Genomic DNA, 20,097 nt, shown 5'->3' with positions numbered 1-20,097 from the left:
CCGCCACGCCCCGACCATGAACGGAGACTCCGTGGACATCGACCTCGCCCGCACGTGGGTGCAGGCCATTGCCGCCGCCGTGGACAAGCACAAGGACCACCTCACCCAGCTCGACTCGGCCATCGGCGACGCCGACCACGGCACCAACATGCACCGCGGCTTCTCCGCCGCCACCACGGCCCTTACCGGCGCGGAGTGGGACACCGTCGGAGCGGTGCTGGTCAAGACGGGCACCACTCTCATCTCCAGCGTCGGGGGCGCCTCCGGCCCGCTCTACGGCGGCGCCTTCCGCGCGATGGGCAAGGCCCTGGACACCCCCACCGCCGACACGCAGCAGTTCGCCACCGCACTCGCCGCCGGCCTGGAGAGCATCCAGAAGCTCGGCGCGGCCGCACCCGGCGACAAGACCATGATCGACGCCTACGCCCCCGCGCTGGCCGCCTTCCAGCAGCACGCCGGCGCCGGAGGCGACTTGGCCGCCGCGGCTTTGGCCGCCGCCGACGCTGCCGAGGAAGGTATGCGCGCGACCACCCCCCTACAGGCGCGCAAGGGCCGGGCTTCCTATCTCGGTGCCCGCAGCATCGGCCACCAGGACCCTGGCGCCACCTCCACCGCCCTGATCTTCCGCGAACTCGCCGAGGTGGTGGCTTCCCGATGATCCGCCGCACCTACGCCGGGCATACCGCCGCACCTGGCATAGCCCTGGGGTTCCTCCATCGCACCGACCGCCCGCCCACCAGAACCGCGCTCCCCCACCGCGCCAGTGGCGACCCCGCACAGCAGATCACCGACGCCTTCGACGCCGTCGCCGCCCGCCTGCTCGACCTGTCCACCTCGCTGCGTGAACAGGGCAAGGACGAAGAGGCCGACATCATGGAGGTCAACGGCTACATCGCGCAGGACCACGATCTGCGCGACCAGGCCATCAAACGAGCGAACGACGGTCAGCCGCTACCCGTCGCCGTCCGGCAGGCCATCGACACCTACGCCCGGACCATCGCCGCCCTGGACGATCCAACCCTGGCCGAACGCGCGGCAGACGTACGGCAAGTCGGCCGCCGCGTCCTGGCTCACCTGCACGGCGACACCGGCCCCGCACCCGACCAGCCCCTCATACTGGTCGCCCACGAGATCGGCGCGGCAGACCTGCTGGAACCCGGCCAGACGGTCACCGCCGCCGTCTCCGTCACCGGCGGCCCGAACTCCCACGCCGCGATCGTCGCCCGCTCACAGGGCATCCCCCTCCTCCTGGCCGTCGACCCGCAGCTGCTCGAGCTGCCGGACGGTCAGGAGATCCTGCTCGACACCGACCGGGCCACCGCGGTCGCCCACCCCGACGACGACGAACGCGCAACCGCGCTCCACGCCATGGACGCAGCCCGCACCCGCAGGCTCGCGCTCGCCGAAGAGCGCCACCTGCCCGCCCACACCCTCGACCACCACCCCATGGTGCTGCGGGCCAACGTGGCCACCCCGACCGACGCCCGCGCAGCCCTCGCGGCCAATGCCGAGGGTGTCGGCCTGCTCCGCACCGAACTGCCCTTCCTCAACCACCCTGCCTGGCCCACCCGCAACCAGCACGCGGCCACCCTCGTCCCCGTCTTGCGCGCGCTCACCGGGCAGGTCGTCACGGCTCGTACTCTCGACTTCGCCGACGACAAACTGCCGCCGTTCCTGTCCCGCCTCCAGGGCGCGCGGTTCGGCCGCGGCCTGCCCCTCATGCTGGCCCAACCCGACGCCTTCGCCGATCAGTTCCGCAGCCTGCTCAGCGCGGGAGCCGACACTGACCTGCGCATCATGATCCCCATGGTCGCGAGCATCGACGAATGGCGTGCCTGCCATCGCCTTCTCCAGGCCGCAGCCGACGAACTCGGGGTGGCGACACCGCCCCTGGGCATCATGGTGGAACTCCCCGAAGCCGTCGCCGCCGCCGACGACCTCGCCCGCGAAGCCGCCTTCCTCTCCATCGGCAGCAACGACCTCACCTGCCAGATCCTCGGCCTGGACCGGCGCGACCCCACCGCCACCCCCGCCATGGCGGCCCACCCCGCCGTCCTCAACGCAATCGCCCAAGTCGTCACCGCCGCCCACCGCCACCACCGCCACGTCTCCGTCTGCGGCGACGCCGCCGCACACCCCCTCGTCATCCCCCTGCTCATCGGCCTCGGCTGCGACACCCTCTCCGTAGCACCCGCCGCCCTCGACGAAGTACGCGCCCGCATCCGCCGCCTGCGCTATGACACCTGCGCCTCCCTGGCGGCCATCGCCCTCACCCGCGAAACCCCCGAAGAGGTCTGGCGACTCGTCGAGCAGTGCTGCCTGCCGTCACTGCCCTGACCTGAGCCGCGCACATGGCGCGATCAGTCGAGCGTGGGAATGTCCGACCGGACCGGCCCATCAAAGGACCTCTGTGACGCGCAAGGTGACGCCCTGACAAATCCCACTGGTCCACACCATTTGATGGATTTCTGCTGACGATCTTATCCAGTCGAGAAGGGGCCTGAACTGTGAAGAAGCTCATCAACTCGCCCGATGAGGTGCTTGCCGATGCTCTCGTCGGCGTGGCCGCCGCGCACCCCTCACTGACGGTCAACAGGTCCGACCGCTACATCGTCCGCGCGGGCGGGCCGACCGCTGGGAAGGTCGGCCTGGTGTCAGGTGGCGGGTCCGGACACGAGCCGCTGCACGGCGGGTTCGTCGGGTTCGGGATGCTGGATGCGGCCTGTCCTGGTGAGGTGTTCACATCTCCCGTGCCGGACCAGATCCTCGCCGCCACGCGGGCCGTTGACGGCGGGGCAGGGGTGCTGCACATCGTGAAGAACTACACCGGCGATGTGCTGAACTTCCAGATGGCCGCCGACTTGGCCGCCGACGACGGCGTGCGGGTGGAGGGCGTCGTGGTCAATGACGACGTCGCCGTGGAGAACAGTACGTGGACGGCGGGCCGACGGGGCACCGGGGCGACCGTGTTCCTGGAGAAGATCGTCGGTGCGGCTGCCGAGCTTGGCGCGGACCTGGCCTCGGCCGCGGCTTTGGGCCGGGAGGTCAACGACCGGTCCCGTTCGTTCGGGGTGGCGCTCACGCCGTGCACGGTGCCCGCGTCGGGCAAACCCGGTTTCGAGCTGGGCGAGGACGAGGTCGAGCTGGGCGTCGGCATCCACGGCGAGCCCGGTCGCGCCCGCGGCAGACTCGTCTCCGCCAAGGAGATCGTCGGTGTCGCGTTGGACGCCATTCACGCCGACATGCCGCTCTCAGGCGAAGTGCTCGTGATGGTCAACGGCCTGGGTGGCACCCCGCTGATTGAGCTGTACGTCGTGTATGCCGCGGTTGCCGAGTGGCTCGCCGGCCACGGCGTGTGGATCACCCGCAACCTGGTCGGCAATTACATCACCAGCCTGGAGATGGCCGGTTGCACGATCACGGTGTGCCGGCTCACGTCGCAGCTCACCTATCTGTGGGATGCCCCGGTCGAGACCCCCGCGCTGCGCTGGGGACGCTGAGCGGCCTCACACCGACGACAGACCCCATAAGAGAGAAGGACGACGATGGACGCGAGCATGTTCCGGGCGTGGATCCATGAGGCCGCCCGACTGGTGGCCGAGAACGCCGATCATCTGACCCGCCTCGACTCCGCTATCGGCGACGCCGACCACGGCATCAACATGCGCCGTGGTCTGCAGGCGGCGGTGGCAATGCTGGACGAAACCGACCCGTCCACCCCCGGTGCGGTGCTCGCCACCGTCGGCCGGGCATTGATCAGCAAGACCGGCGGGGCCTCGGGACCGCTGTACGGCACCGGGTTCCGGCGGGCCGCGGGGACGCTGGGCGAGGATCCCGACGTGTCTGCGGCACAACTCGGGGTGGCGTTGGCGGCTGCCCTCGCCGGCATCAAGCGGATCGGCGGCGCGCTCGAGGGCGACAAGACGATGATCGACGCCCTCAGCCCGGCCGTGACCGCCTACCAGGCCGTCATCGACACCGGCGGCGACCTGACCAACGCCACCCGCGCGGCGTCCGACGCCGCCGTGCGGGGCCTGAAGCACACCGTCGGCATGCAGGCCCGGAAGGGCCGCGCGAGCTATCTCGGCGCCCGCACTATCGGTCACAAGGACCCCGGCGCGGCGTCGACCGTGCTCATTCTGTCTGCCCTCGCGACCGTCAACGCGGCGAGCGGACGGAGGAGTGAGTGGCCGGGCGCAGGGGCGGCGTCATGAGGGTGGTATCCAGCCGGTGGGCCGGCACCGAGGTGGCTCCCGGCACGGCCGTCGTGACGGGTCGAGCGACCGCTACCTGCTGGTACCTGATCCTCGGCCGCGTACCCCCCGCTCGTACATGGCGATGAGGACGCGCCGCAGCGACTCGGGATCGGTCATGGTCTTGTCGGTCAGGCGCTGGGCCGGTGCGGACAGCAGCCTCTCCTGCACGTCCGGCTGGCCTACGGCACCGAGGGCGGCCTCGCCGCTGGCACGGCCGAACTCGCCGACGATGCCAGGCCGACGGGCACAGACGACGGACGGCTGGGCACCGGTACCGAGCGGATCGCCACAGCGACCGCCGCCGACGAAGTGGTTGCGATCTTGGACAGCTCCGAGACCGACGCGTAGTTGGCTGCCCCAGGCACCTGCCAGGGGACGCACGAGGCCATGGCCTCGTTCAGCGACGTCACAACAAGCGCACTCGCGCGATGAGAGCAGCGTTCGCGATGCGTGCACGCGCCCCTGAATCGCGCACGTTCAATGGCGGGAAGAAGGTGCGAGGGCAAGTGCAAACACAACCCGCGGTGCATCGCCACGGCACGGAACCGGTGCAGACGCCCCAGGCTAGAGGCAACGGTTCCGACAACGGCAGTACCGAGCCGGGCGATACCGAGCCGGGCCCCGCGCGTGCAGGTGCAGGGCGTCGCCCCAGCCGGGGCAGCAATCAGGCGGCATTCGCCCCGAGTAATTGGAGTGTGCGCACCCAGCTGCTGGCTGTGGTGCTCATCCCGATCATCACCGCGCTCGTACTCGGCGGTTTGCGGATCGGCTCGGCCGTGCAGAACGCACAGGACATCAACAACGTCCGTCAGCTCGTTCGTACCGTCGACAAGGGCACGGGGCTGTTGGAGGAGCTTGAGGACGAACGCGATCTCACCGCGCTCTACGCTGCGGCCGGGCGTACGGGCGACACGAGCCGGCTGGACACTCAGCGCTCCCAGGTCGACGCGGCGCTCGCCCGAGTCCGTGCCGAGGCCGCTCATGTCCACCGCGGGACGAATCCCGTCCTGGCCACCCGGCTCGCGGTGCTCGACGCCTTTGGCGGGAAGGTGGCGTCACTGCGCCATACAGCAGCCCACTCGAAAATGCGCTTGCTGTCCGTGGTCAACGCATACACGGCGTTGATCGCCGAGCTCACCGACGCCCTTGACCTTCTCACGCCGGACATCGCCCCCCAGACCCTTGCCGTGAGGGTCGGTGCGCTCGCGGCCTTCGCACAGGCCACGGAGGCAGCCTCCCGGCAACGCGCGCTGCTCGGCGGGGTGCTGACCCAGGGACACTTCGATTCGAACGAAGCCCAGGGCCTGACCCTCGCCAGCCGGCAGCAACAGGCGTTGATCGGCGAGTTCCGGTCCGGTGCGCCGCCGGCCCAGCGTCAGTTCTACGAGCGCACCGTCACCGGAAGGGACGTCAACAAGGTTGAGATGCTCCAGAAGAAGGTGCTGGCCCGGCAGGGCACCAGCCGCCTCCGCCTTGACGCCGGCGAGTGGTTCGACACCATGACGAGCAAGCTCGAGCTGATGCGTCTGGTCGAGAAGCGGCTCGTCGGATCGGTCGAAGACGAGAGCTCGCGCGAGCGGCGCCAGGCCGAGCGCTCAGTGTTCATCACCTCGCTCGTCGTGCTGTTGATCCTCCTGCTCACGTTCGGTGTGACGCACGTCGTCGTGCGGTCGATTGTGGGCCCGCTGCACACCCTGCGCGACTCCGCGCTCGATATCACCGAACGCCGCCTGCCTGAAGTGGTCCGGCTGCTGCGGGGCTCCAGCGACGCGCAACTGGAGGCCATCAAGTTCGAGCCCACGGGCATCAACTCGACCGACGAGATCGGCGGTGTCGCCCACGCTTTCGACGACGTCCATCGCGACTCGGTACGGCTGGCGTTCGAGCAAGCGCAGCTGCGAGGCCGCATCAACGCGATGTTCGTCAACCTCTCGCAGCGCAGCCAGAGCCTTGTGGAACGGCAGCTGGAGCTGATCGACCATCTGGAGAACGGCGAGCAGGACCCAGACCTGCTCGCCAGCCTCTTCAAGCTCGACCACCTGGCCACCCGCATGCGCCGCAATGGGGAGAACCTACTCGTCCTCGCGGGCGAGGAGGCGGGCCGCCGCTGGAGCGCCCCAGTCCGGCTCGTGGATGTCCTCCGGGCCGCCACCAGTGAGGTCGAGCAGTACCAGCGTGTGCAGCTACGCGGACTGGTAACCGCGGACGTCGACGGCCGGGCAGTGAACGACATCGTTCACCTCATCGCGGAGCTGCTGGAGAACGCGGCCACGTTCTCCTCGCCGGACACCGAGGTGCTCGTCACGAGCCAGCTGCTGTCCGGCGGCGGCGCGAGGGTCGAAATCCGGGACAGCGGCATCGGCATGACCGCAAAGGACGTTGAGGAGGCCAACGAGAGGCTCCTGAACCCGCCAGTCGTCGACGTGTCGGTGGCGCGGCGCATGGGCATGTTCGTCGTCGGCCAGCTCTCCGGCCGCCACGGCATCCGCGTCCAGCTCCGCAGGTCATCCCCCCGCGGCATCACAGCAGTGGTCATGCTGCCCCAGAAGTTGGTCCGGGAACACGGAGATCACATGGATCCTCCCGGACTGTCAGCCAGGTACAACTCGGAAGGGCGCCTCACGGGCTGGCGCAACTACGACGCGACCGAGCAACTCAACGACAGCGCGCTGGCCAAACGCGCGTACCGGACACGCCGTCACGGCGCCCGCTCCCATGTTCAGTGACAGTGCCGAGAAGTCCGGTGTGTGCCACCAGTTCCGCAGTCTGTTCAGCGCCGGAGCCGAGACCGACCTGCGCATCATGATCCCCATGGTCGCGAGCGTCGACGAACTGCGCTCCTGCCGACGGCTTCTCCCGGCCGCCGCCGGCGAAGCCGCCTTCCTCTCCATCGGCCTCGGCTGCGACATCCTCTCCATGGCCCCAGCCGCCCTGTCGCTGCCATGAAGCGCACGACATCAACGGATCCCGGAGGACACCCCGTATGCACCTTGAACGCCCCATCGCCTCGCCGATCTCGCCCTTCGGTCTGGGCCTGGCCGCCGTCGGCCGTCCCGGTTATATCAATCTGGGTCGTGACGTGGACCTGCCCGCAGACCGCTCGGCCACCGCTCTGCGCGCCCATGCCCACCGCCTGCTTGACGCGGCCTACGCCCGGGGCGTGCGGTACTTCGACACCGCCCGCTCCTACGGCCGGGCCGAGGAGTTCCTCGCCACTTGGCTGGAGGCCCGTCCCGATGCGCGGGATGTGGTGATCGGCAGCAAGTGGGGCTACACCTACACCGCCGACTGGTGCACGGACGTCGAGGTGCACGAGGTCAAGGACCACAGCACCGCGACGTACGACCGGCAGCTCGCGGAGACACGTGCGCTGCTGGGCACCCGGCTGGACCTCTACCAGATCCACTCGGTCACCCCGGACAGCCCGGCGCTGACCGACTCCGCACTGCACGACCGGCTGGGCCGGCTCGCCGCAGAGGGGGTGACCATCGGACTGTCCACCAGCGGCCCGGCCCAGGCAGAAGCCATCCGGGCCGCGCTGGAGATCACGGTGGACGGCGAACCGCTCTTCGGCAGCGTGCAGGCCACCTACAACCTCATGGAGCCGTCAGCCGGGCCGGCAATGGCCGAGGCGCACGCCACCGGGCGCACGGTGATCGTCAAGGAGGCCATGGCCAACGGCCGCCTGGCCGATCGGCACGCCACGGGGCCGGACACCGTCGTGCTGCGCGAGATCGCACAGGAGGCCGGCGTGCCGTGCGACGCCGTGGCTCTGGGCGTGGTCGCCGCGCGGCCCTGGGCGGACATCGTCCTCTCCGGCGCAGTCACGATCGAGCAACTCACCAGCAACCTCTTGGCGGCGGACCTGCGTCTCAATCCCGATCAGTTGGAACGGCTGGCCGGGCTGGCCGAGTCCGCCGAAGCCTACTGGGCGCACAGATCGCGGCTGGCCTGGGCGTGAGAGGTCCGGGCCGGGAACCCGCCCCCAGCCGTACGCTCACATCCCGAGAACTGCGCATCCGCACCGTGTGTGTCCAACCCGACCGTCCGGAGCGGCCCCCCGGGTCCAGCTGCCGAGGAACCGCGAGACGAAGTGAGACACACAGCTGCCGACAGCGGTGAGATACGCACAGAATTGCAGGTCATGCTGTCCGACGTGGAAACGAGACCCTGCACCAACTGTGAGATCTCACGAACCATGGCCCACTCTCACGATCTTGGCATCGGACGCGGCATCGGAACAGAGAAGGGAAGTCGTAGTTCAACGGAATGACGGCCGCCCGGTCATGGGCGACGACCATGAGGAAATGCCACGTTCCTGAGGCTGAGCCGTTGTGCCATCGCTGTGAGACACCGGAACAACCGCTGGTCAACGGGCACGGTCTGTCCCACGCGCGGCGAGACCCTACAACGCCTTCTCCGGTGGTTCTTCGGTGGTTCTCCGGCGCTCGCTGCCGCCGGCCGGTCCGGTCGGGCTCAGGCGAAGTCGGTGCCGCGGCTGACCGGTTCCCACGTGAGGAGCTCGTCGCGTACGCGGTCGGCGTGGGCCTTGAGCGCGTCGACGGCGTCGTTGCCGAGGGGGAGCCGCAGGGGTGGCTGCTCCGCGTTCAGGGCGGTGAGGATGGCCGCCGCGGCTTTGGCGGGGTTACCGGGCTGTGTGCCGTGCGAGGCGGAGAGGGTCGTACGGACCCGGCCGACGGTGTCGTCGTACGCCGCCAGGGCCGCGGATTCGGTCAGCGCGCTGCCGGCGAAACTGGTCCGGAAGGAGCCCGGTTCGACGATCAGCACCCTGATCCCGAAGGGCTCGACCTCCTGGGCCAGGGCCTCGGACAGCCCCTCCAGGGCGAACTTGGTCGCCGAGTAGGCGCCGACGCCGGCGAAGGAGTACTGACCGCCCATGCTGCTCATCTGGACGATTGCTCCCGAGCGCTGCTGCCGCATGTGCGGGAGGACCGCCCGGGTCAGTGCGGCGGGGCCGAAGAGGTGCACGTCCATGAGTGAGCGCAGTTCGCTGTCGGTGGTTTCCTCGACCGCGCCGACGTGTCCGCGCCCGGCGTTGTTGACCAGCACATCCACCCGCCCGTACCGGCGGACGACCTCCTCGACGACGGCGGAGATGCGCGCCGCATCCGTGACGTCCAGGGCGAGGGCCTCCACCCGCCCGGGGTGTGCGGTGGCCAGGTCGACGAGGGGCTCGGCCCTGCGGGCCGTCACGACGACCGTGTCGCCCGCCGCCAGCGCCGCTTCGGCCAGGGCGCGGCCGAAACCGGACGACGCACCCGTGATCAGCCAGACCCGCTGTTCTGTGCGTTCCGCTTGTTCCGTGTCTTCCGTGCCTTCCGTGCTCACTTCAGGACTCCCATCGGGCTGGACCGCACGGCACCACGGCGTGCCGGGCCGCCGTGTGATCCAGCGTCGTGGGCGGGCGGCCGGCAGGTTCCGTACATGCATGCATAACCGGTCGGCATGAGAGCCGACACCTGGCCGTCGCACTGCCGCAATGTGTCAGCATCACCGCCCCCAGGATTTCGGGTTCTGATGGCAGGTCAGTGCCAAGTCTGGAAGCCTCAGTACGCCTACCAAATAACAGACATGACTACCCATCGGTAACTTGCGACTTGCGCTGACCCCCGCCGATCGTGCAAAGATCCTTCCGTCACCCGGAGCGAGTGTGATTTCCGTACGGGAAGGCCCCCTCTTGTTTGCTTCGTTCGCCATGCCTGCAGCTGTGCGCCTGCCGCGCACGGCGATGGCTCGGCGTGCGCTGCTCGTGGTCCTCTTCCTCGGGGGCCTGATGGGGCTGGCCATCCTCTTCGGCGGCAGTGCGCACGCCGCGGAGTCCGAATCCGACGGCTCGTCGCGCGCCGGGCAGCTTCTCGAGCCCGCCGCCGAGATGCGGCAGCACGCCAGGGAGCACTTCTCCGAGTCGGAGGCCCGGGCCGACGAGCGCCGTCACGCGGACGACGCGGACGCGGACAAGGACGAGGACCAGTCCGCCGAGCAGCGGCAGGCCATGAAGGACGCCGTCGCCGAGACGGTCCGGCCGATCACCGACCGGACGGAGCAGCTCGCCCACCCCGTACGTGACCTCGTCGAGGACACCACGGACGCCGCCGGCCTTCCCGTGGAGCTGCCCGAGGGCCTCCAGGGCGGCGACCAGCAGCTGCCGGGCACTGGTCGGCACGGCCTTCCCGGTGGGCAGGCGTCCGGCAGCGACGGCGTCGCCGGAGCCGCCACCGCGGGCAGCCGTACCGACCTGGGCGACGCGTCCGCCGCCTCGGCGCACGACTGCGCGGGCTCGGCGGAGCAGGAGCAGCCCGGTGGTGCGGACGAGCACCGGAAGCAGCTCCCGGCGCAGCTCCCCACGCCCCCCGCCCCGAGCGGTTCGGCGTACCAGCACGCCGGAGACGGCAGCGGCCCCCGTGGCGGGGACGCGCACGCCGCCCCCGATTCCGGCGCCCCGCGCTTCGGCCTCGCGGTCGGCGCGATCCGCGCGGCGAGCACGACGCCGACGCGCGACCGATCCTCCGAAATTCTCGAATTCCCGGGCTAGGGCAGGCCGTTCCCCCGCCATTGGACCTGCCGCGCGGGGGCGGAACAGGTCTGCCCATACCCCGAAGCTCCTGAGTTCGAGTTCGAAGGAATCCCCCCATCATGCGTAAGAACTTCCGCCGTTCCATCCTCGTCGCCGCCACCGCGACCGGTATCTGGGCCCTGGGTACCGCCGCCGCCTCCGCGGCCGAGGTGCCCGACGCGCCGTCCACCGGCTCCGTCACCGACACCGTGAAGAGCACCACGTCCGGCGTGACCGACAAGGCCGGCTCCGTGAAGAGCAAGCTGCCGTCCGGTGACGCCGACACCGTCAAGGACAAGGTCCAGGGCACGGCCGGCAAGGTCACCGGCACCCTGAGCGGCGTGACCGGCAAGGCCCAGGACACGCTGGGCGACGCCAAGGGCGGCCTCGGCGACGCGCCCGACGCGAAGAAGGCTGCCAAGAAGGCCGCGAACAAGGTCGGCAAGGAGGCCCGCAAGGCCAAGGGCAAGCTGCCCTCCGCCCCGTCGGCTCCGTCCGCGCCCTCCGCCCCGTCGGCTCCGTCCGCGCCCGCGGTCCCGTCCGCCCTCTCCGGCAAGCTGCCTTCCGCGCCGGCCAAGCCCTCCGCCCCTAACACCGGCGAACTGCTCAGCGCTCTCGCCGCCGCTGGCGCGCGTCCCGAGCAGCCGGCCTCCGCCGCGCAGGGCGCCGTGGCCACGGCCCGTCCGGTCGCTGAGGAGGTCGCGACCGAGGTGCTGCCCCCCGTCGCCCGGAAGGTCGTCGTGAAGGTTCTCCCGGTGGCCGAGCAGGCCATCGGCGGTGTCGGTGTCGTCGCGGGCAACGCGAGCGGCCAGACGGCGCCGTTCGCGAAGGGTGTCGCCGCTGACGTGGCCCCGCTGGCGAAGGGTGTCGCGGCCGACGCGGCTCCGTTCGCGAAGGGTGTGGCGGCCGATGTAACCCCGTTCGCAAAGGGTGTCGCCGCCGACGTGCAGATGTTCGGGCAGGGTGTCGCGGCCGACGCGAAGCCGTTCGCGCAGGGTGTCGTGGCCGATGCGAAGCCCTTCGCCCAGGGCACTGCGGCTGACGTGAAGCCGTTCGCCCAGACCCTGGTTATCACCGTCGCCACCGACGCCCAGGGCGTTGCGGGCAACACCGTCACCGGCGTCAAGGGCCTGGCCCCCGCCGCCCCGGCCGGTCCGGTCGACCTGACCGACGCCGCCAACATCCCGGCCCTGCCCTCCTTCGGCGCTGTTCCGGCGGTTCCGGCCGCTCCGGCTGCGCCCTCCTTCGGCTGGTTCACCGCCTCCTGAGTTCCCGTTCCGTTCCTGATTCCGGCGGATCAGAGACGGCTGAGCTGTCAGATCGGAGACGTCCGAGCTGACAGATCGGGAAGAGCACTGACGTACGGGCGGCCCCCTTTGGGGAGGGGGCCGCCCGTCGGCATGTGGTCAGAGGGCAGGGCGCCCCGGTAGAAGTGACCCCCATGAGCGAGTCGTTCGAAGATCTGCTGCCCGCCACCCGCCGGGCCCTGTACCACCGGATCGCCACCGCACAGGCCGACGGCCGCGCCCCCTCCCTCGTAGGGGCGGTGGTACGGGAGGGGCGTACAGCCTGGACCGGGGCGCGCGGCTTCGTCGGCGGCCGGGAGCCGGACGGCGATACGCAGTACCGCATCGGCTCCATCACCAAGACCTTCACCGCCGTCCTGGTGCTCCGGCTGCGCGACGAGGGGCTGCTGGACCTCGCCGATCCGCTGGCGAAGCACCTCCCGGGCACCGGCACCAGCACCGGCACCAGCACCGGCACGCGCACCCGCACCCCCACGGGAACCGCCGCCGGCCGAGGCGTCGACGAGGTGACGATCGCTCAGCTGCTGGCGCACACCGCCGGACTCGCCGCCGAGGCGCCGGGCCCCTGGTGGGAGCGCACCCCCGGAACCCTGCGCTCTGCCCTCTCCGATGTCCTGGGCGAGCAGCCGCTGCGGCACCCCTCCGGCAGGGTCCACCACTATTCCAACCCCGGCTATACGGTGCTCGGTTCCCTTGTCGAGGAGCTGCGCGGCGAGCCCTGGGAAGTGGTGCTGCGCCGCGAGGTGCTCGAGCCACTGGGCATGACGCGCACGTCGGCGCAGCCCCTGACCCCGCACGCGCACGGCTGGGCGGTGCATCCGTGGGCGGACGTCCTGATGCCCGAACCGGCCGAGGACCTCGGGTTGATGGCGCCCGCCGGGCAGCTGTGGTCCACGGCCGCGGACCTCGGCCGCTGGGCGCGGTTCCTCGCCGAAGGCGACGAGCGGGTGCTGAGCGCCGGGACCGTGGCCGAGATGCGTACGCCCGCGGCGGCGCCCGGCAGCGACACCTGGGACGCGGGATACGGCCTCGGGCTGCAGCTCGTACGCCGGGACGGCCGGACACTCGTCGGGCACACCGGCTCCCTGCCCGGCTTCCTCGCCACCCTGTGGGTGAGCGTCGAGGACGGACTGGCCGGGATCGCGCTGGCCAACACCACATCGGGACCTCTGATGAGCGGGCTCGCCGCCGATCTCGTACGGATCACCGCCGAGCGCGAGCCCCGTATCCCCGCGCCCTGGCAGCCGCTGTCCGAGGCCGATCAGGAGCTGCTGGCGTTGACCGGCCCCTGGTACTGGGGGCCCGCGCCCTTCGTGCTGCGCCTTGCGGCCGACCGCGCGCTGGAGCTGGTACCCCTGTCGGGCGCGGGCCGAGCCTCCCGCTTCCGGGCCGAGGAGGACGGGACCTGGACCGGACTCGACGGCTATTACGCGGGCGAGACGCTCCGCGTCGTGCGCAGCTCGGACGGCCGGGGCAGGGATCACGGAGTGGGCGCGGTGACCCATCTCGACCTCGGGTCCTTCGTGTTCACGCGCGAGCCGTACGACGCCGCGGCGCCGGTGCCGGGCGGTGTCGACCCGAAGGGCTGGCGGCCCGCGCCCGCGCGGCCCTCGTCGTGATTCGGTGACGCTCTGTTTCACGTGAAACAGAGCGTTACGACGAGAGCTCCCGCTCCAGGGGTGTGCGGAAGCGGGGAGTGATCCGGGCCGGGGCCGTCCAGTCGGAGAGGCGGGCGGCCTCGTGCTCGACGGCCGCGGCCGCCTCGCGCCCCCGGTCGGTGAGCAGCCGCCAGACGATCTCGCCGTCGGGGCGCTGCGCCCAGCCGCCGACGACCTCGCCGTTCCACCACACCGTCGGCCCGGCGTTCCCGGCGCTGTCGAACAGCACCTTGCGGTGCTCGTCCGGCAGAAACCAGTCGCGGTTCCGCCATCCCATCGCAGTCGGGTCCAGGCCGGGGAGCAGAGCCGCCCATGGCTCGGTCTCCTGCGCGGGACCGGCATCGCCGGGCAGGACAACGCCGGCGCCCTCGTCCAACACGACCTCCTCGGCGCCGGCTGCGGCGAGCGCCGTCCGGGTCTCGCCGAGCGTCCAGCCGGTCCACCACTTGAGGTCAGTCTCGGTGGCGGGTCCGTACGAGGCGAGCCAGCGGCGGGCGAGCTCGGCTTTGGCCTCCCTGGCGGGGAGCGGCGGCAGCGGCTCGGCGAGGACCCAGCGGAACTGGCTCGAGGTCCAGGCCCCGCGCGGCCGCGACCGCCGGATCCGCCCGTCGGCCGCCAGACAGCGCAGTACGCGGGTGGCGATGCCCTGCACGGTCTCGTACGACTTGCCGGGGAAGACGGTGATCCGCTCGCGCAGAGCGGGTACGTCGGCGGAGAGTTCGCTGCCGGTGGCCTCGCCGCGGGCGGCGAGCGCGGCGAGCGTGGCCCGCTCGGCTTCGGCGAGCCACTGGGCGTCCAAGGGGGAGTTCCAGTCGGTGAGGTGCTTGATGAGGGTGGCGCGCTCCTTCGTGGCGATGGCCCGGGCGGTCGATGCGTCAACGACGGGGGCGAGGCCGGTGCTGACGACGAACATCGTGCGGCGCATGCACAGCAGCCGTACGAGCGTGACGTCCGCGTAGAGCGCGCGCTCCACCTCCGCGACCGAAGGGGTGGACAGCCGGGCGCCGGCGGAGAGGAAGACCGTCGCGGCATCGGTGGCGTGCAGGCCGACGACGGCGTCGGCCGCCTCCTCGGCGGTGGCGGCCCGGCGGGCGGGGGCGAGGCGGTGCCGGGCGCCGAGCCTGGCGCGGCGCTCCTCGGTGCCGATCCGCCGCGGCGTGCCGCTCATCGCGTACCTCCGTCGTCCTCGCCGCGCTCGCCCCTCGTGTGCCGCCTGTGCTCACGGTACGGGGACCGGCTGACAGACTCGGTCACAGCTTGAGCTTGAAGCCGATGTGGGAGCCGGTGAAGCCGAGGCGCTCGTAGAAGCGGTGGGCGTCGCCGCGGGTGGCGTCGGAGGTGAGCTGCACCAACTGGCAGTCCTGGCGGCGGGATTCCTCGACGGCCCACTCGATGAGCCGGGTTCCGAGGCCGTTGCCGCGCTCGTCGGCGTGGACGCGTACGGCCTCGATGACGGAGCGGGTGGAGCCGCGGTGGGACAGGCCCGGGATCAGGGTGAGCTGGAGCGTGCCGACGGGCCGTCCTTCGCGCTCCGCGACCACCAGCTTCTGGTTCGGGTCGGCGGCCAGCCGCTCGAATGCGTGGTGGTACGGGGCGAGGTCGCCGGGGGTCTCGCGCCGCGCGCCGAGCGGGTCGTCGGCCAGCATCGCCACGATGGCGGGTATGTCGCCCGGGACCGCCTGGCGGATCACGAGGTCGCTCATGCGGGCAGGTTACGCGGCTGCCTGACGGCTGCGTGACGGCTGCCGAACCTTCCTCGGCCCTACGCGGGTGTCGCCCCAACCGACGCGGACTCCGGCTCGGATACGGGCCGTTGCTCGGATACGGAGCGCTGCATACGGGCCGTCGCTCAGATACGGGCCCGCTGTTCGGATACGGGCTGCCGCTCCGATACGGACTGCTGCTCCTCCACGGGCTGTTCCTCCGGCGCGGGCTGCTGCGCCGGGACCGGTGCCGCCGGGCCGATCGCCTCGACGGCAGCGACGAGCGGCGCCAGCTCCGGCACCTTCGCCGTCTCGTCCAGCGCCTCGCGCAGCGCCGCGTCGTTCGTCGGGCGGGCCGCCTCGAGCAGCTTCCGGCCCTCGGCGGTCACGTCGGTGTAGATGCCGCGCCGGTCGGTAGGACAGAGGTAGCGGGACAGCAGGCCGCGGTCCTCGAGCCGGTTGACCAGGCGAGTGGTCGCGCTCTGGCTGAGGACCACCGTGTCGGCGAGCTGGTTCATCCGCAGGTGGCCGCCCTCGCCGTCATGCTGCCAGCTCAGCACGTCCAGTACGGAGAACTCGCGGACGCTGAGGTCGTGCGCGGCCTGCAGGGCGCGCTCGATGTGCGCCTCGATCCTGCCGTGCAGGAGGGAGAGGGCGCACCAGCCCTGCGCGAGGTACCGCTCGGGGGGTGTGGGCTCACGGCCCTTCGGCTCGGTCATCCGAGACCCTCCTTCACTTCCCACTTCCCGCTCCTGCCGGTGACCGCGCCTGTACGCGCTCCCGGCGCCGCCTGACCACCAGGATAGGCCACCGGCGAAATATACGGCGCTTGCCGTTATTCAGCGTATGCAATTATTGTCCCGGCGTCGTCATCGGAGCCCCGCTGATGACCGTCCTCGGCACGCGCGTGTCCGGGAAGCGGATGCTGATGCTGCTGATGGGCCTGTTCATCGCGGGCAACGCACTCTCGGCCATCGCCCCCGCCTTCGGCGCGATGCTGGCCGGACGGGTGCTGGCCCCCCTCGCCCACGGTGCGTTCTTCGGCATCGGCTCGGTGGTCGCAGCCGACCTGGTCGCCCCGCAGAAGAAGGCCGGTGCCATCGCGATGATGTTCACGGGACTGACCGTCGCCAATGTCGTCGGCGTGCCCATGGGAACCCTGCTCGGACAGAGCCTCGGCTGGCACGTGACCTTCGGAAACGTCGCCGTGTCGGCGTGATCGGCCTGGCCGGCATCGCCCGGCTCGTACCCGAGCAGCCCAGGCCCGAGGGCGCCAGGGTCCGCCACGAGCTGGCCGCCTTCCGGAACGTCCAGGTGCTGCTCGCCATGGCGATGACGGTCCTCGGCTTCGGCGGGTCTTCGCGGCCATCACCTACATCACGCCGATGATGACCGAGGCCGCCGGCTTCGCGGACACCTCCGTCACCTGGCTGCTCGTCCTCTTCGGGCTCGGCATGGTGGGCGGCAACCTGATCGGCGGAAAGTTCGCGGACCGGGCGCTGATGCCCATGCTGTACGTGACGCTGGGCGCGCTGGCCGTCGTGCCGGCGCTGTTCACCGTGGCCGCCAACAACAAGATCGCGGCGGCCGTCACCATCGCGCTGAGCGGCGCCCTCGGCTTCGCCACCGTTCCGCCGCAGCAGAAGCGGGTGCTGGACCAGGCGGCGGGCGCGCCGACCCTCGCCTCCGCCGTCAACATCGGCGCGTTCAACCTCGGCAACGCCCTGGCAGCCTGGCTCGGCGGAATGGTCATCGCGGGCGGGTTCGGTTACACCGCCCCGAACTGGGTGGGTGCGGTGCTCGCCGCCTCGGCGCTCGCGCTCGCGGTGCTGTCCGGCGTGCTGGAGCGCCGGACGGACGGGCGCGGCGGCCGCGTCGTGACGGGCGGGCTCGCGGCGTCGCCGCCCTCGGCAGACCGTGAGCCGAGGGCCGCGACCCGCCGCTGACCGGGCGCCGGACCTGCTCGTGAGTGCACCGGGAAGGTCCGGCCCAAGGGCCGCGAATTCCCGGGAACCCCGGGAGCCCCGGTGCGGGCGGACCCGGCTACTCGGCCCAGGGGAGACGGCGGCGTTCCGCGCTTCCCGGGGTCGAGGCCGTACCCCCTGCGGCCATCGCGACCAGCGCCTCCGCCGGCTCCCCCTTCGTACGGAACCGCCGTTCCGCGCCCGCCGGGACGATCACCGTCTTCCCCTCCCCGACCGTCTCCGTCCGGCCGCCGACGGTCACCGTGAGCGAGCCCGAGAGCAGGGTCCACACCTGCTCACGGTCGATCTCGTGCACCGGTCCCTCCGCACCCGCAGCCATGCGGACCCGCCAGGTGCTCAGCTCGGCGCTCCCCTGGCTGGGCGCGGCGAGGCCGGTCATGGCGGCGGCCGGGGTGCGGGTGGTCCGGGCCTCGCTCTCGCTGATGACGTACATCCGACGATCCCCTCGTGAGTCAAGTGGCTTTACTCAAGCCTCCCCCAGAGTAAAGCCACTTGACTCACGAGGTGTCAAGATTGCGGCGTGCGTCTACACGATCGACTCGCCGGTGCCGAGCTGACCTACCTCCTCGGCATGGCCTTCCAGTTGCTGCTCGGCGAGTTCAACGGCCGGCTGGCAGAGGCCGGATACGGCGATCTGCGGCCCGTGCACGGCATGGCCTTCCAGGTTCTGCGCGATGGGGGCGCCACCAGTTCCGAGCTGGCCGAGCGGCTCGGCGTGACCAAGCAGGCGGCGGGACAGATCGTCGACGACCTCGAACGGCGCGGCTACGTACGCCGCGAAGCGCATCCGGCGGGCGGCCGTCGGCGGCTCGTCGTCCTCACCGGCAAGGCCCACGAGCATCTGTCGGTCGCGGGCCGCACGCTGCACGCCCTGGAGGCCGAGCTCGCCGAGCGCGTGGGGGAGCGCGATCTCACCGCGCTGCGCACCGAACTCGCCCGCGTCATCACGGAGTTGACGGACGGGGGTGCGCTTCCGCCGCTCCGCCCGCTCTGGTGAGGGCGGTTCCCGATGGAAACCGACGGTGTGTCAGCCTTTGCTATCCGAGCGCCACCATCAGCGGTGCGAAGCGGCGGCGGTGGTCGCCGGGGAGGCTCGAAGCTCCGTGGACCATCAGGGTGTTGGCCGTGACGGGTGTGACGCCGCGAGTGTCCAGCCAGCTCTCGAGCGCCGCGTGACGGGTGTCCACGTCCATCCGGACCTCCCCCTCCGTACGGACGGCAAGGTCGGCGATCAGCCGCTGGGCCGTGCCGGTGTCCTCGGCGACGACCGGGCCGATCACCGTGTGGTGCACATTGCGCCAGGCCGTGGCGAAACCGGTGAGGCGGCCGCCCGGCCCCTCGGTGACGCGGACCTGTTCGACGAACGCGGGCAGCCGGGTGAGCAGGTGCATCCGGTCCGAGCCGAAGACCTCGGCGTCGAGCTCGAGGATGGCCGGGAGGTCCGCCGCCGTCGCGCGCCGGGTCGCTTCCGCCGCACTCGCGGGGACGGGTGCCTCGGGCCGGAAGCGTCCCGTACGCGTCGTCGAGCGGCTCACCGGTCTGAAGCCGAGCTGCTCGTACAGCGACCGGCCGGACTCGGTGGCGTAGATGAAGACCGGTGTTCCGGCCGCCTCCTCCAGCGCGTGGGTCACCAGGCGGCGGCCGAGACCGCGCCGCGCGTGCCGCTCGGCGACCAGCACCATGCTCACGCACGCCAGCTCGCGGCCGTAGCGGGTGAGGACGAAACAGCCGATCAGACCGTCGCCGTCCGGGTCGTCGATGCCATAGCCGGTGCCGGCGGTGAGCAGCAGCTGCCACTTGCGGTTCTCGCGCGACCAGCCCCGGTCGGCGGAGAGGTCGAGGCAGCGGGGGAGGTCGGCGGGGGACAGACGGCGGATCGGTGCGGTCGTCAGCAGCGTCATGAAGTCAGGCTGTCCGACGCGGTCTTCGTCCGTCGACCGGATTTGCCAACGCCAGAGGAACGTGCGGTGTCGCGTGCGCGACGGGCGCGCCGGGTCAGCCCCCAGGGCTTGAGGACCGAGATCGCCGTGACGAAGAGGTACGTCGCCGTGGCGACGGACGGTGCGATGACCAGGTCGGTGGCCACGGACCCGACCGGCTGACCGGACGCCACGGCGGCGGCTGCGTGGTCGATGCTCGAGCGCAGCGCGACGGTCGAGGCGATGGTCGCGGCGAGCGTGAGCCAGAACTTGGTGTAGACCCAGCGGTGCCGGGCCAGGCCCCAGGGAGTGCCCAGCGACAGCACCAGCCCGCTGAACAGCGACAGCAGGCTGACCGGGACGATCAGCCAGTCACCGAAGATCTTCATCGAGCGGTACGCGGCCTCGGTGGTGGCCGGGTCCGGTGTGCTCACGGCCGTGATGCCGAGGACGAGGAGGGCCGCGGTCAGGCCGAGCCAGCCGACGGACGCGCTGACATGGACGACGAGGAAGGCCCGGCGGGCCGGGCGAGGAAGCTGCTGCATGACTCCCACGCTCGCGCGGGCGACGCTCGACGTCGTCGCACAGCGGGAGTATCCGCGGGGCCTCCGCCCGTATGACGCGGACAGGTCTGTGCCGTGCGTGCGGTCATGCGTACGGGGCACGGGCGGTCGCAGCGGCCGCGGACGGTGCGC

Annotated in this window: 18 protein-coding genes and 2 pseudogenes; 12 read left to right on the top strand and 8 right to left on the bottom strand. The window is 71.3% G+C overall.

Annotation, left to right across the window (positions count from 1 at the left end; translation table 11 throughout):
- The first annotated feature begins 16 nt into the window (after positions 1–16).
- The 4 genes from dhaL (ACTWQC_RS14705) to dhaL (ACTWQC_RS14690) all read left to right on the top strand — a co-directional run bounded on the left by dhaL (ACTWQC_RS14705) (position 17) and on the right by dhaL (ACTWQC_RS14690) (position 4,214).
- A complete protein-coding gene (gene dhaL / locus ACTWQC_RS14705) occupies positions 17–658 on the top strand; it encodes a dihydroxyacetone kinase subunit DhaL (RefSeq protein ID WP_443316107.1) in 642 nt (213 codons plus the stop codon).
- Positions 655–2,337, top strand: coding sequence for a phosphoenolpyruvate--protein phosphotransferase (locus tag ACTWQC_RS14700; protein ID WP_443316106.1), 1,683 nt, complete (start codon positions 655–657; stop codon positions 2,335–2,337). The genes dhaL (ACTWQC_RS14705) and ACTWQC_RS14700 overlap by 4 nt, the downstream gene beginning before the upstream one ends.
- 170 nt (positions 2,338–2,507) lie before the next feature.
- Complete coding sequence (gene dhaK / locus ACTWQC_RS14695; RefSeq protein ID WP_443316105.1) at positions 2,508–3,500, top strand: dihydroxyacetone kinase subunit DhaK; 993 nt, start codon at positions 2,508–2,510, stop codon at positions 3,498–3,500.
- A gap of 45 nt (positions 3,501–3,545) precedes the next feature.
- The gene (gene dhaL / locus ACTWQC_RS14690) at positions 3,546–4,214 is read left to right on the top strand and encodes a dihydroxyacetone kinase subunit DhaL (protein ID WP_443316104.1); all 669 of its coding nucleotides are present in this window, start codon (positions 3,546–3,548) and stop codon (positions 4,212–4,214) included.
- A 72-nt stretch (positions 4,215–4,286) separates the two neighbouring features.
- Here dhaL (ACTWQC_RS14690) and ACTWQC_RS14685 read toward each other — a convergent pair whose 3' ends face one another.
- Positions 4,287–4,637, bottom strand: coding sequence for a hypothetical protein (locus tag ACTWQC_RS14685; protein WP_443316103.1), 351 nt, complete (start codon positions 4,635–4,637; stop codon positions 4,287–4,289).
- Positions 4,638–4,702: 65 nt separating this feature from the next.
- Here ACTWQC_RS14685 and ACTWQC_RS14680 point away from each other — a divergent pair, with 65 nt between their 5' ends.
- From ACTWQC_RS14680 to ACTWQC_RS14670, 3 genes are read left to right on the top strand one after another with little or no spacing between them, the layout of a single operon-like run.
- Positions 4,703–6,982 (top strand): sensor histidine kinase, encoded by a 2,280-nt coding sequence (locus tag ACTWQC_RS14680; protein ID WP_443316102.1) that lies wholly within the window; start codon positions 4,703–4,705, stop codon positions 6,980–6,982.
- The gene (locus ACTWQC_RS14675) at positions 6,972–7,202 is read left to right on the top strand and encodes a putative PEP-binding protein (protein WP_443316101.1); all 231 of its coding nucleotides are present in this window, start codon (positions 6,972–6,974) and stop codon (positions 7,200–7,202) included. The genes ACTWQC_RS14680 and ACTWQC_RS14675 overlap by 11 nt, the downstream gene beginning before the upstream one ends.
- 37 nt (positions 7,203–7,239) lie before the next feature.
- Positions 7,240–8,217, top strand: coding sequence for an aldo/keto reductase (locus ACTWQC_RS14670; RefSeq protein ID WP_443316100.1), 978 nt, complete (start codon positions 7,240–7,242; stop codon positions 8,215–8,217).
- Positions 8,218–8,732: 515 nt separating this feature from the next.
- Here the strand turns inward: ACTWQC_RS14670 and ACTWQC_RS14665 are convergent.
- Entirely contained in the window at positions 8,733–9,605 is an 873-nt protein-coding gene (locus tag ACTWQC_RS14665) for an oxidoreductase (protein ID WP_443316099.1), read from the bottom strand.
- Positions 9,606–9,972: 367 nt separating this feature from the next.
- Between ACTWQC_RS14665 and ACTWQC_RS14660 the strand changes: the two genes are divergently transcribed.
- The 3 genes from ACTWQC_RS14660 (at position 9,973) to ACTWQC_RS14650 (ending at position 13,756) form a co-directional block, all read left to right on the top strand.
- Positions 9,973–10,809 carry a hypothetical protein gene (locus tag ACTWQC_RS14660; RefSeq protein WP_443316098.1) on the top strand — a complete coding sequence of 279 codons (837 nt, stop codon included), beginning with the start codon at positions 9,973–9,975 and terminating at the stop codon, positions 10,807–10,809.
- Positions 10,810–10,910: 101 nt separating this feature from the next.
- A complete protein-coding gene (locus tag ACTWQC_RS14655) occupies positions 10,911–12,098 on the top strand; it encodes a hypothetical protein (protein ID WP_443316097.1) in 1,188 nt (395 codons plus the stop codon).
- 173 nt (positions 12,099–12,271) lie between these two features.
- Positions 12,272–13,756, top strand: a complete 1,485-nt coding sequence (locus ACTWQC_RS14650; protein WP_443316096.1) for a serine hydrolase domain-containing protein — start codon at positions 12,272–12,274, stop codon at positions 13,754–13,756.
- A gap of 34 nt (positions 13,757–13,790) precedes the next feature.
- Here ACTWQC_RS14650 and ACTWQC_RS14645 read toward each other — a convergent pair whose 3' ends face one another.
- From ACTWQC_RS14645 to ACTWQC_RS14635, 3 genes and pseudogenes are all read right to left on the bottom strand, one after another.
- A complete protein-coding gene (locus ACTWQC_RS14645; protein WP_443316095.1) occupies positions 13,791–14,963 on the bottom strand; it encodes a winged helix DNA-binding domain-containing protein in 1,173 nt (390 codons plus the stop codon).
- An 82-nt stretch (positions 14,964–15,045) separates the two neighbouring features.
- On the bottom strand, positions 15,046–15,498 hold the full coding sequence (locus ACTWQC_RS14640; protein WP_443316094.1) for a GNAT family N-acetyltransferase: 453 nt from the start codon (positions 15,496–15,498) through the stop codon (positions 15,046–15,048).
- Between the two features lie 248 nt (positions 15,499–15,746).
- Positions 15,747–16,217, bottom strand: a pseudogene (locus tag ACTWQC_RS14635) (MarR family winged helix-turn-helix transcriptional regulator); the annotation flags it as partial.
- A gap of 125 nt (positions 16,218–16,342) precedes the next feature.
- Here ACTWQC_RS14635 and ACTWQC_RS14630 point away from each other — a divergent pair.
- Positions 16,343–17,444: pseudogene (locus ACTWQC_RS14630) on the top strand (MFS transporter); the annotation flags it as partial.
- A gap of 97 nt (positions 17,445–17,541) precedes the next feature.
- On the opposite strand, the gene ACTWQC_RS14625 reads toward ACTWQC_RS14630, so the two are convergent.
- Positions 17,542–17,916 (bottom strand): cupin domain-containing protein, encoded by a 375-nt coding sequence (locus tag ACTWQC_RS14625; RefSeq protein WP_443316093.1) that lies wholly within the window; start codon positions 17,914–17,916, stop codon positions 17,542–17,544.
- A gap of 138 nt (positions 17,917–18,054) precedes the next feature.
- Here ACTWQC_RS14625 and ACTWQC_RS14620 point away from each other — a divergent pair, with 138 nt between their 5' ends.
- The gene (locus ACTWQC_RS14620; RefSeq protein WP_443316235.1) at positions 18,055–18,480 is read left to right on the top strand and encodes a MarR family winged helix-turn-helix transcriptional regulator; all 426 of its coding nucleotides are present in this window, start codon (positions 18,055–18,057) and stop codon (positions 18,478–18,480) included.
- Between the two features lie 40 nt (positions 18,481–18,520).
- Here ACTWQC_RS14620 and ACTWQC_RS14615 read toward each other — a convergent pair whose 3' ends face one another.
- Positions 18,521–19,384, bottom strand: a complete 864-nt coding sequence (locus tag ACTWQC_RS14615) for a GNAT family N-acetyltransferase (RefSeq protein ID WP_443316092.1) — start codon at positions 19,382–19,384, stop codon at positions 18,521–18,523.
- Positions 19,381–19,947 (bottom strand): DUF2269 domain-containing protein, encoded by a 567-nt coding sequence (locus tag ACTWQC_RS14610; protein WP_443316091.1) that lies wholly within the window; start codon positions 19,945–19,947, stop codon positions 19,381–19,383. The genes ACTWQC_RS14615 and ACTWQC_RS14610 overlap by 4 nt, the downstream gene beginning before the upstream one ends.
- Positions 19,948–20,097: the final 150 nt, after the last annotated feature.

The organism is Streptomyces sp. 8N616 (genome assembly GCF_052246385.1).
In the GTDB taxonomy this organism is placed as follows: domain Bacteria; phylum Actinomycetota; class Actinomycetes; order Streptomycetales; family Streptomycetaceae; genus Streptomyces.
This window is presented reverse-complemented; position numbering and strand designations above follow the sequence as displayed.

Coding starts and splice junctions, on each gene's coding strand:
- dhaL (WP_443316107.1), top strand. CDS start 17: ATGAACGGAGACTCCGTGGACATCGACCTCGCCCGCACGTGGGTGCAG.
- ACTWQC_RS14700 (WP_443316106.1), top strand. CDS start 655: ATGATCCGCCGCACCTACGCCGGGCATACCGCCGCACCTGGCATAGCC.
- dhaL (WP_443316104.1), top strand. CDS start 3,546: ATGGACGCGAGCATGTTCCGGGCGTGGATCCATGAGGCCGCCCGACTG.
- ACTWQC_RS14680 (WP_443316102.1), top strand. CDS start 4,703: ATGCGTGCACGCGCCCCTGAATCGCGCACGTTCAATGGCGGGAAGAAG.
- ACTWQC_RS14675 (WP_443316101.1), top strand. CDS start 6,972: ATGTTCAGTGACAGTGCCGAGAAGTCCGGTGTGTGCCACCAGTTCCGC.
- ACTWQC_RS14670 (WP_443316100.1), top strand. CDS start 7,240: ATGCACCTTGAACGCCCCATCGCCTCGCCGATCTCGCCCTTCGGTCTG.
- ACTWQC_RS14660 (WP_443316098.1), top strand. CDS start 9,973: ATGCCTGCAGCTGTGCGCCTGCCGCGCACGGCGATGGCTCGGCGTGCG.
- ACTWQC_RS14655 (WP_443316097.1), top strand. CDS start 10,911: ATGCGTAAGAACTTCCGCCGTTCCATCCTCGTCGCCGCCACCGCGACC.
- ACTWQC_RS14650 (WP_443316096.1), top strand. CDS start 12,272: ATGAGCGAGTCGTTCGAAGATCTGCTGCCCGCCACCCGCCGGGCCCTG.
- ACTWQC_RS14645 (WP_443316095.1), bottom strand. CDS start 14,963: ATGAGCGGCACGCCGCGGCGGATCGGCACCGAGGAGCGCCGCGCCAGG.
- ACTWQC_RS14640 (WP_443316094.1), bottom strand. CDS start 15,498: ATGAGCGACCTCGTGATCCGCCAGGCGGTCCCGGGCGACATACCCGCC.
- ACTWQC_RS14625 (WP_443316093.1), bottom strand. CDS start 17,916: ATGTACGTCATCAGCGAGAGCGAGGCCCGGACCACCCGCACCCCGGCC.
- ACTWQC_RS14620 (WP_443316235.1), top strand. CDS start 18,055: ATGGCCTTCCAGTTGCTGCTCGGCGAGTTCAACGGCCGGCTGGCAGAG.
- ACTWQC_RS14615 (WP_443316092.1), bottom strand. CDS start 19,384: ATGACGCTGCTGACGACCGCACCGATCCGCCGTCTGTCCCCCGCCGAC.
- ACTWQC_RS14610 (WP_443316091.1), bottom strand. CDS start 19,947: ATGCAGCAGCTTCCTCGCCCGGCCCGCCGGGCCTTCCTCGTCGTCCAT.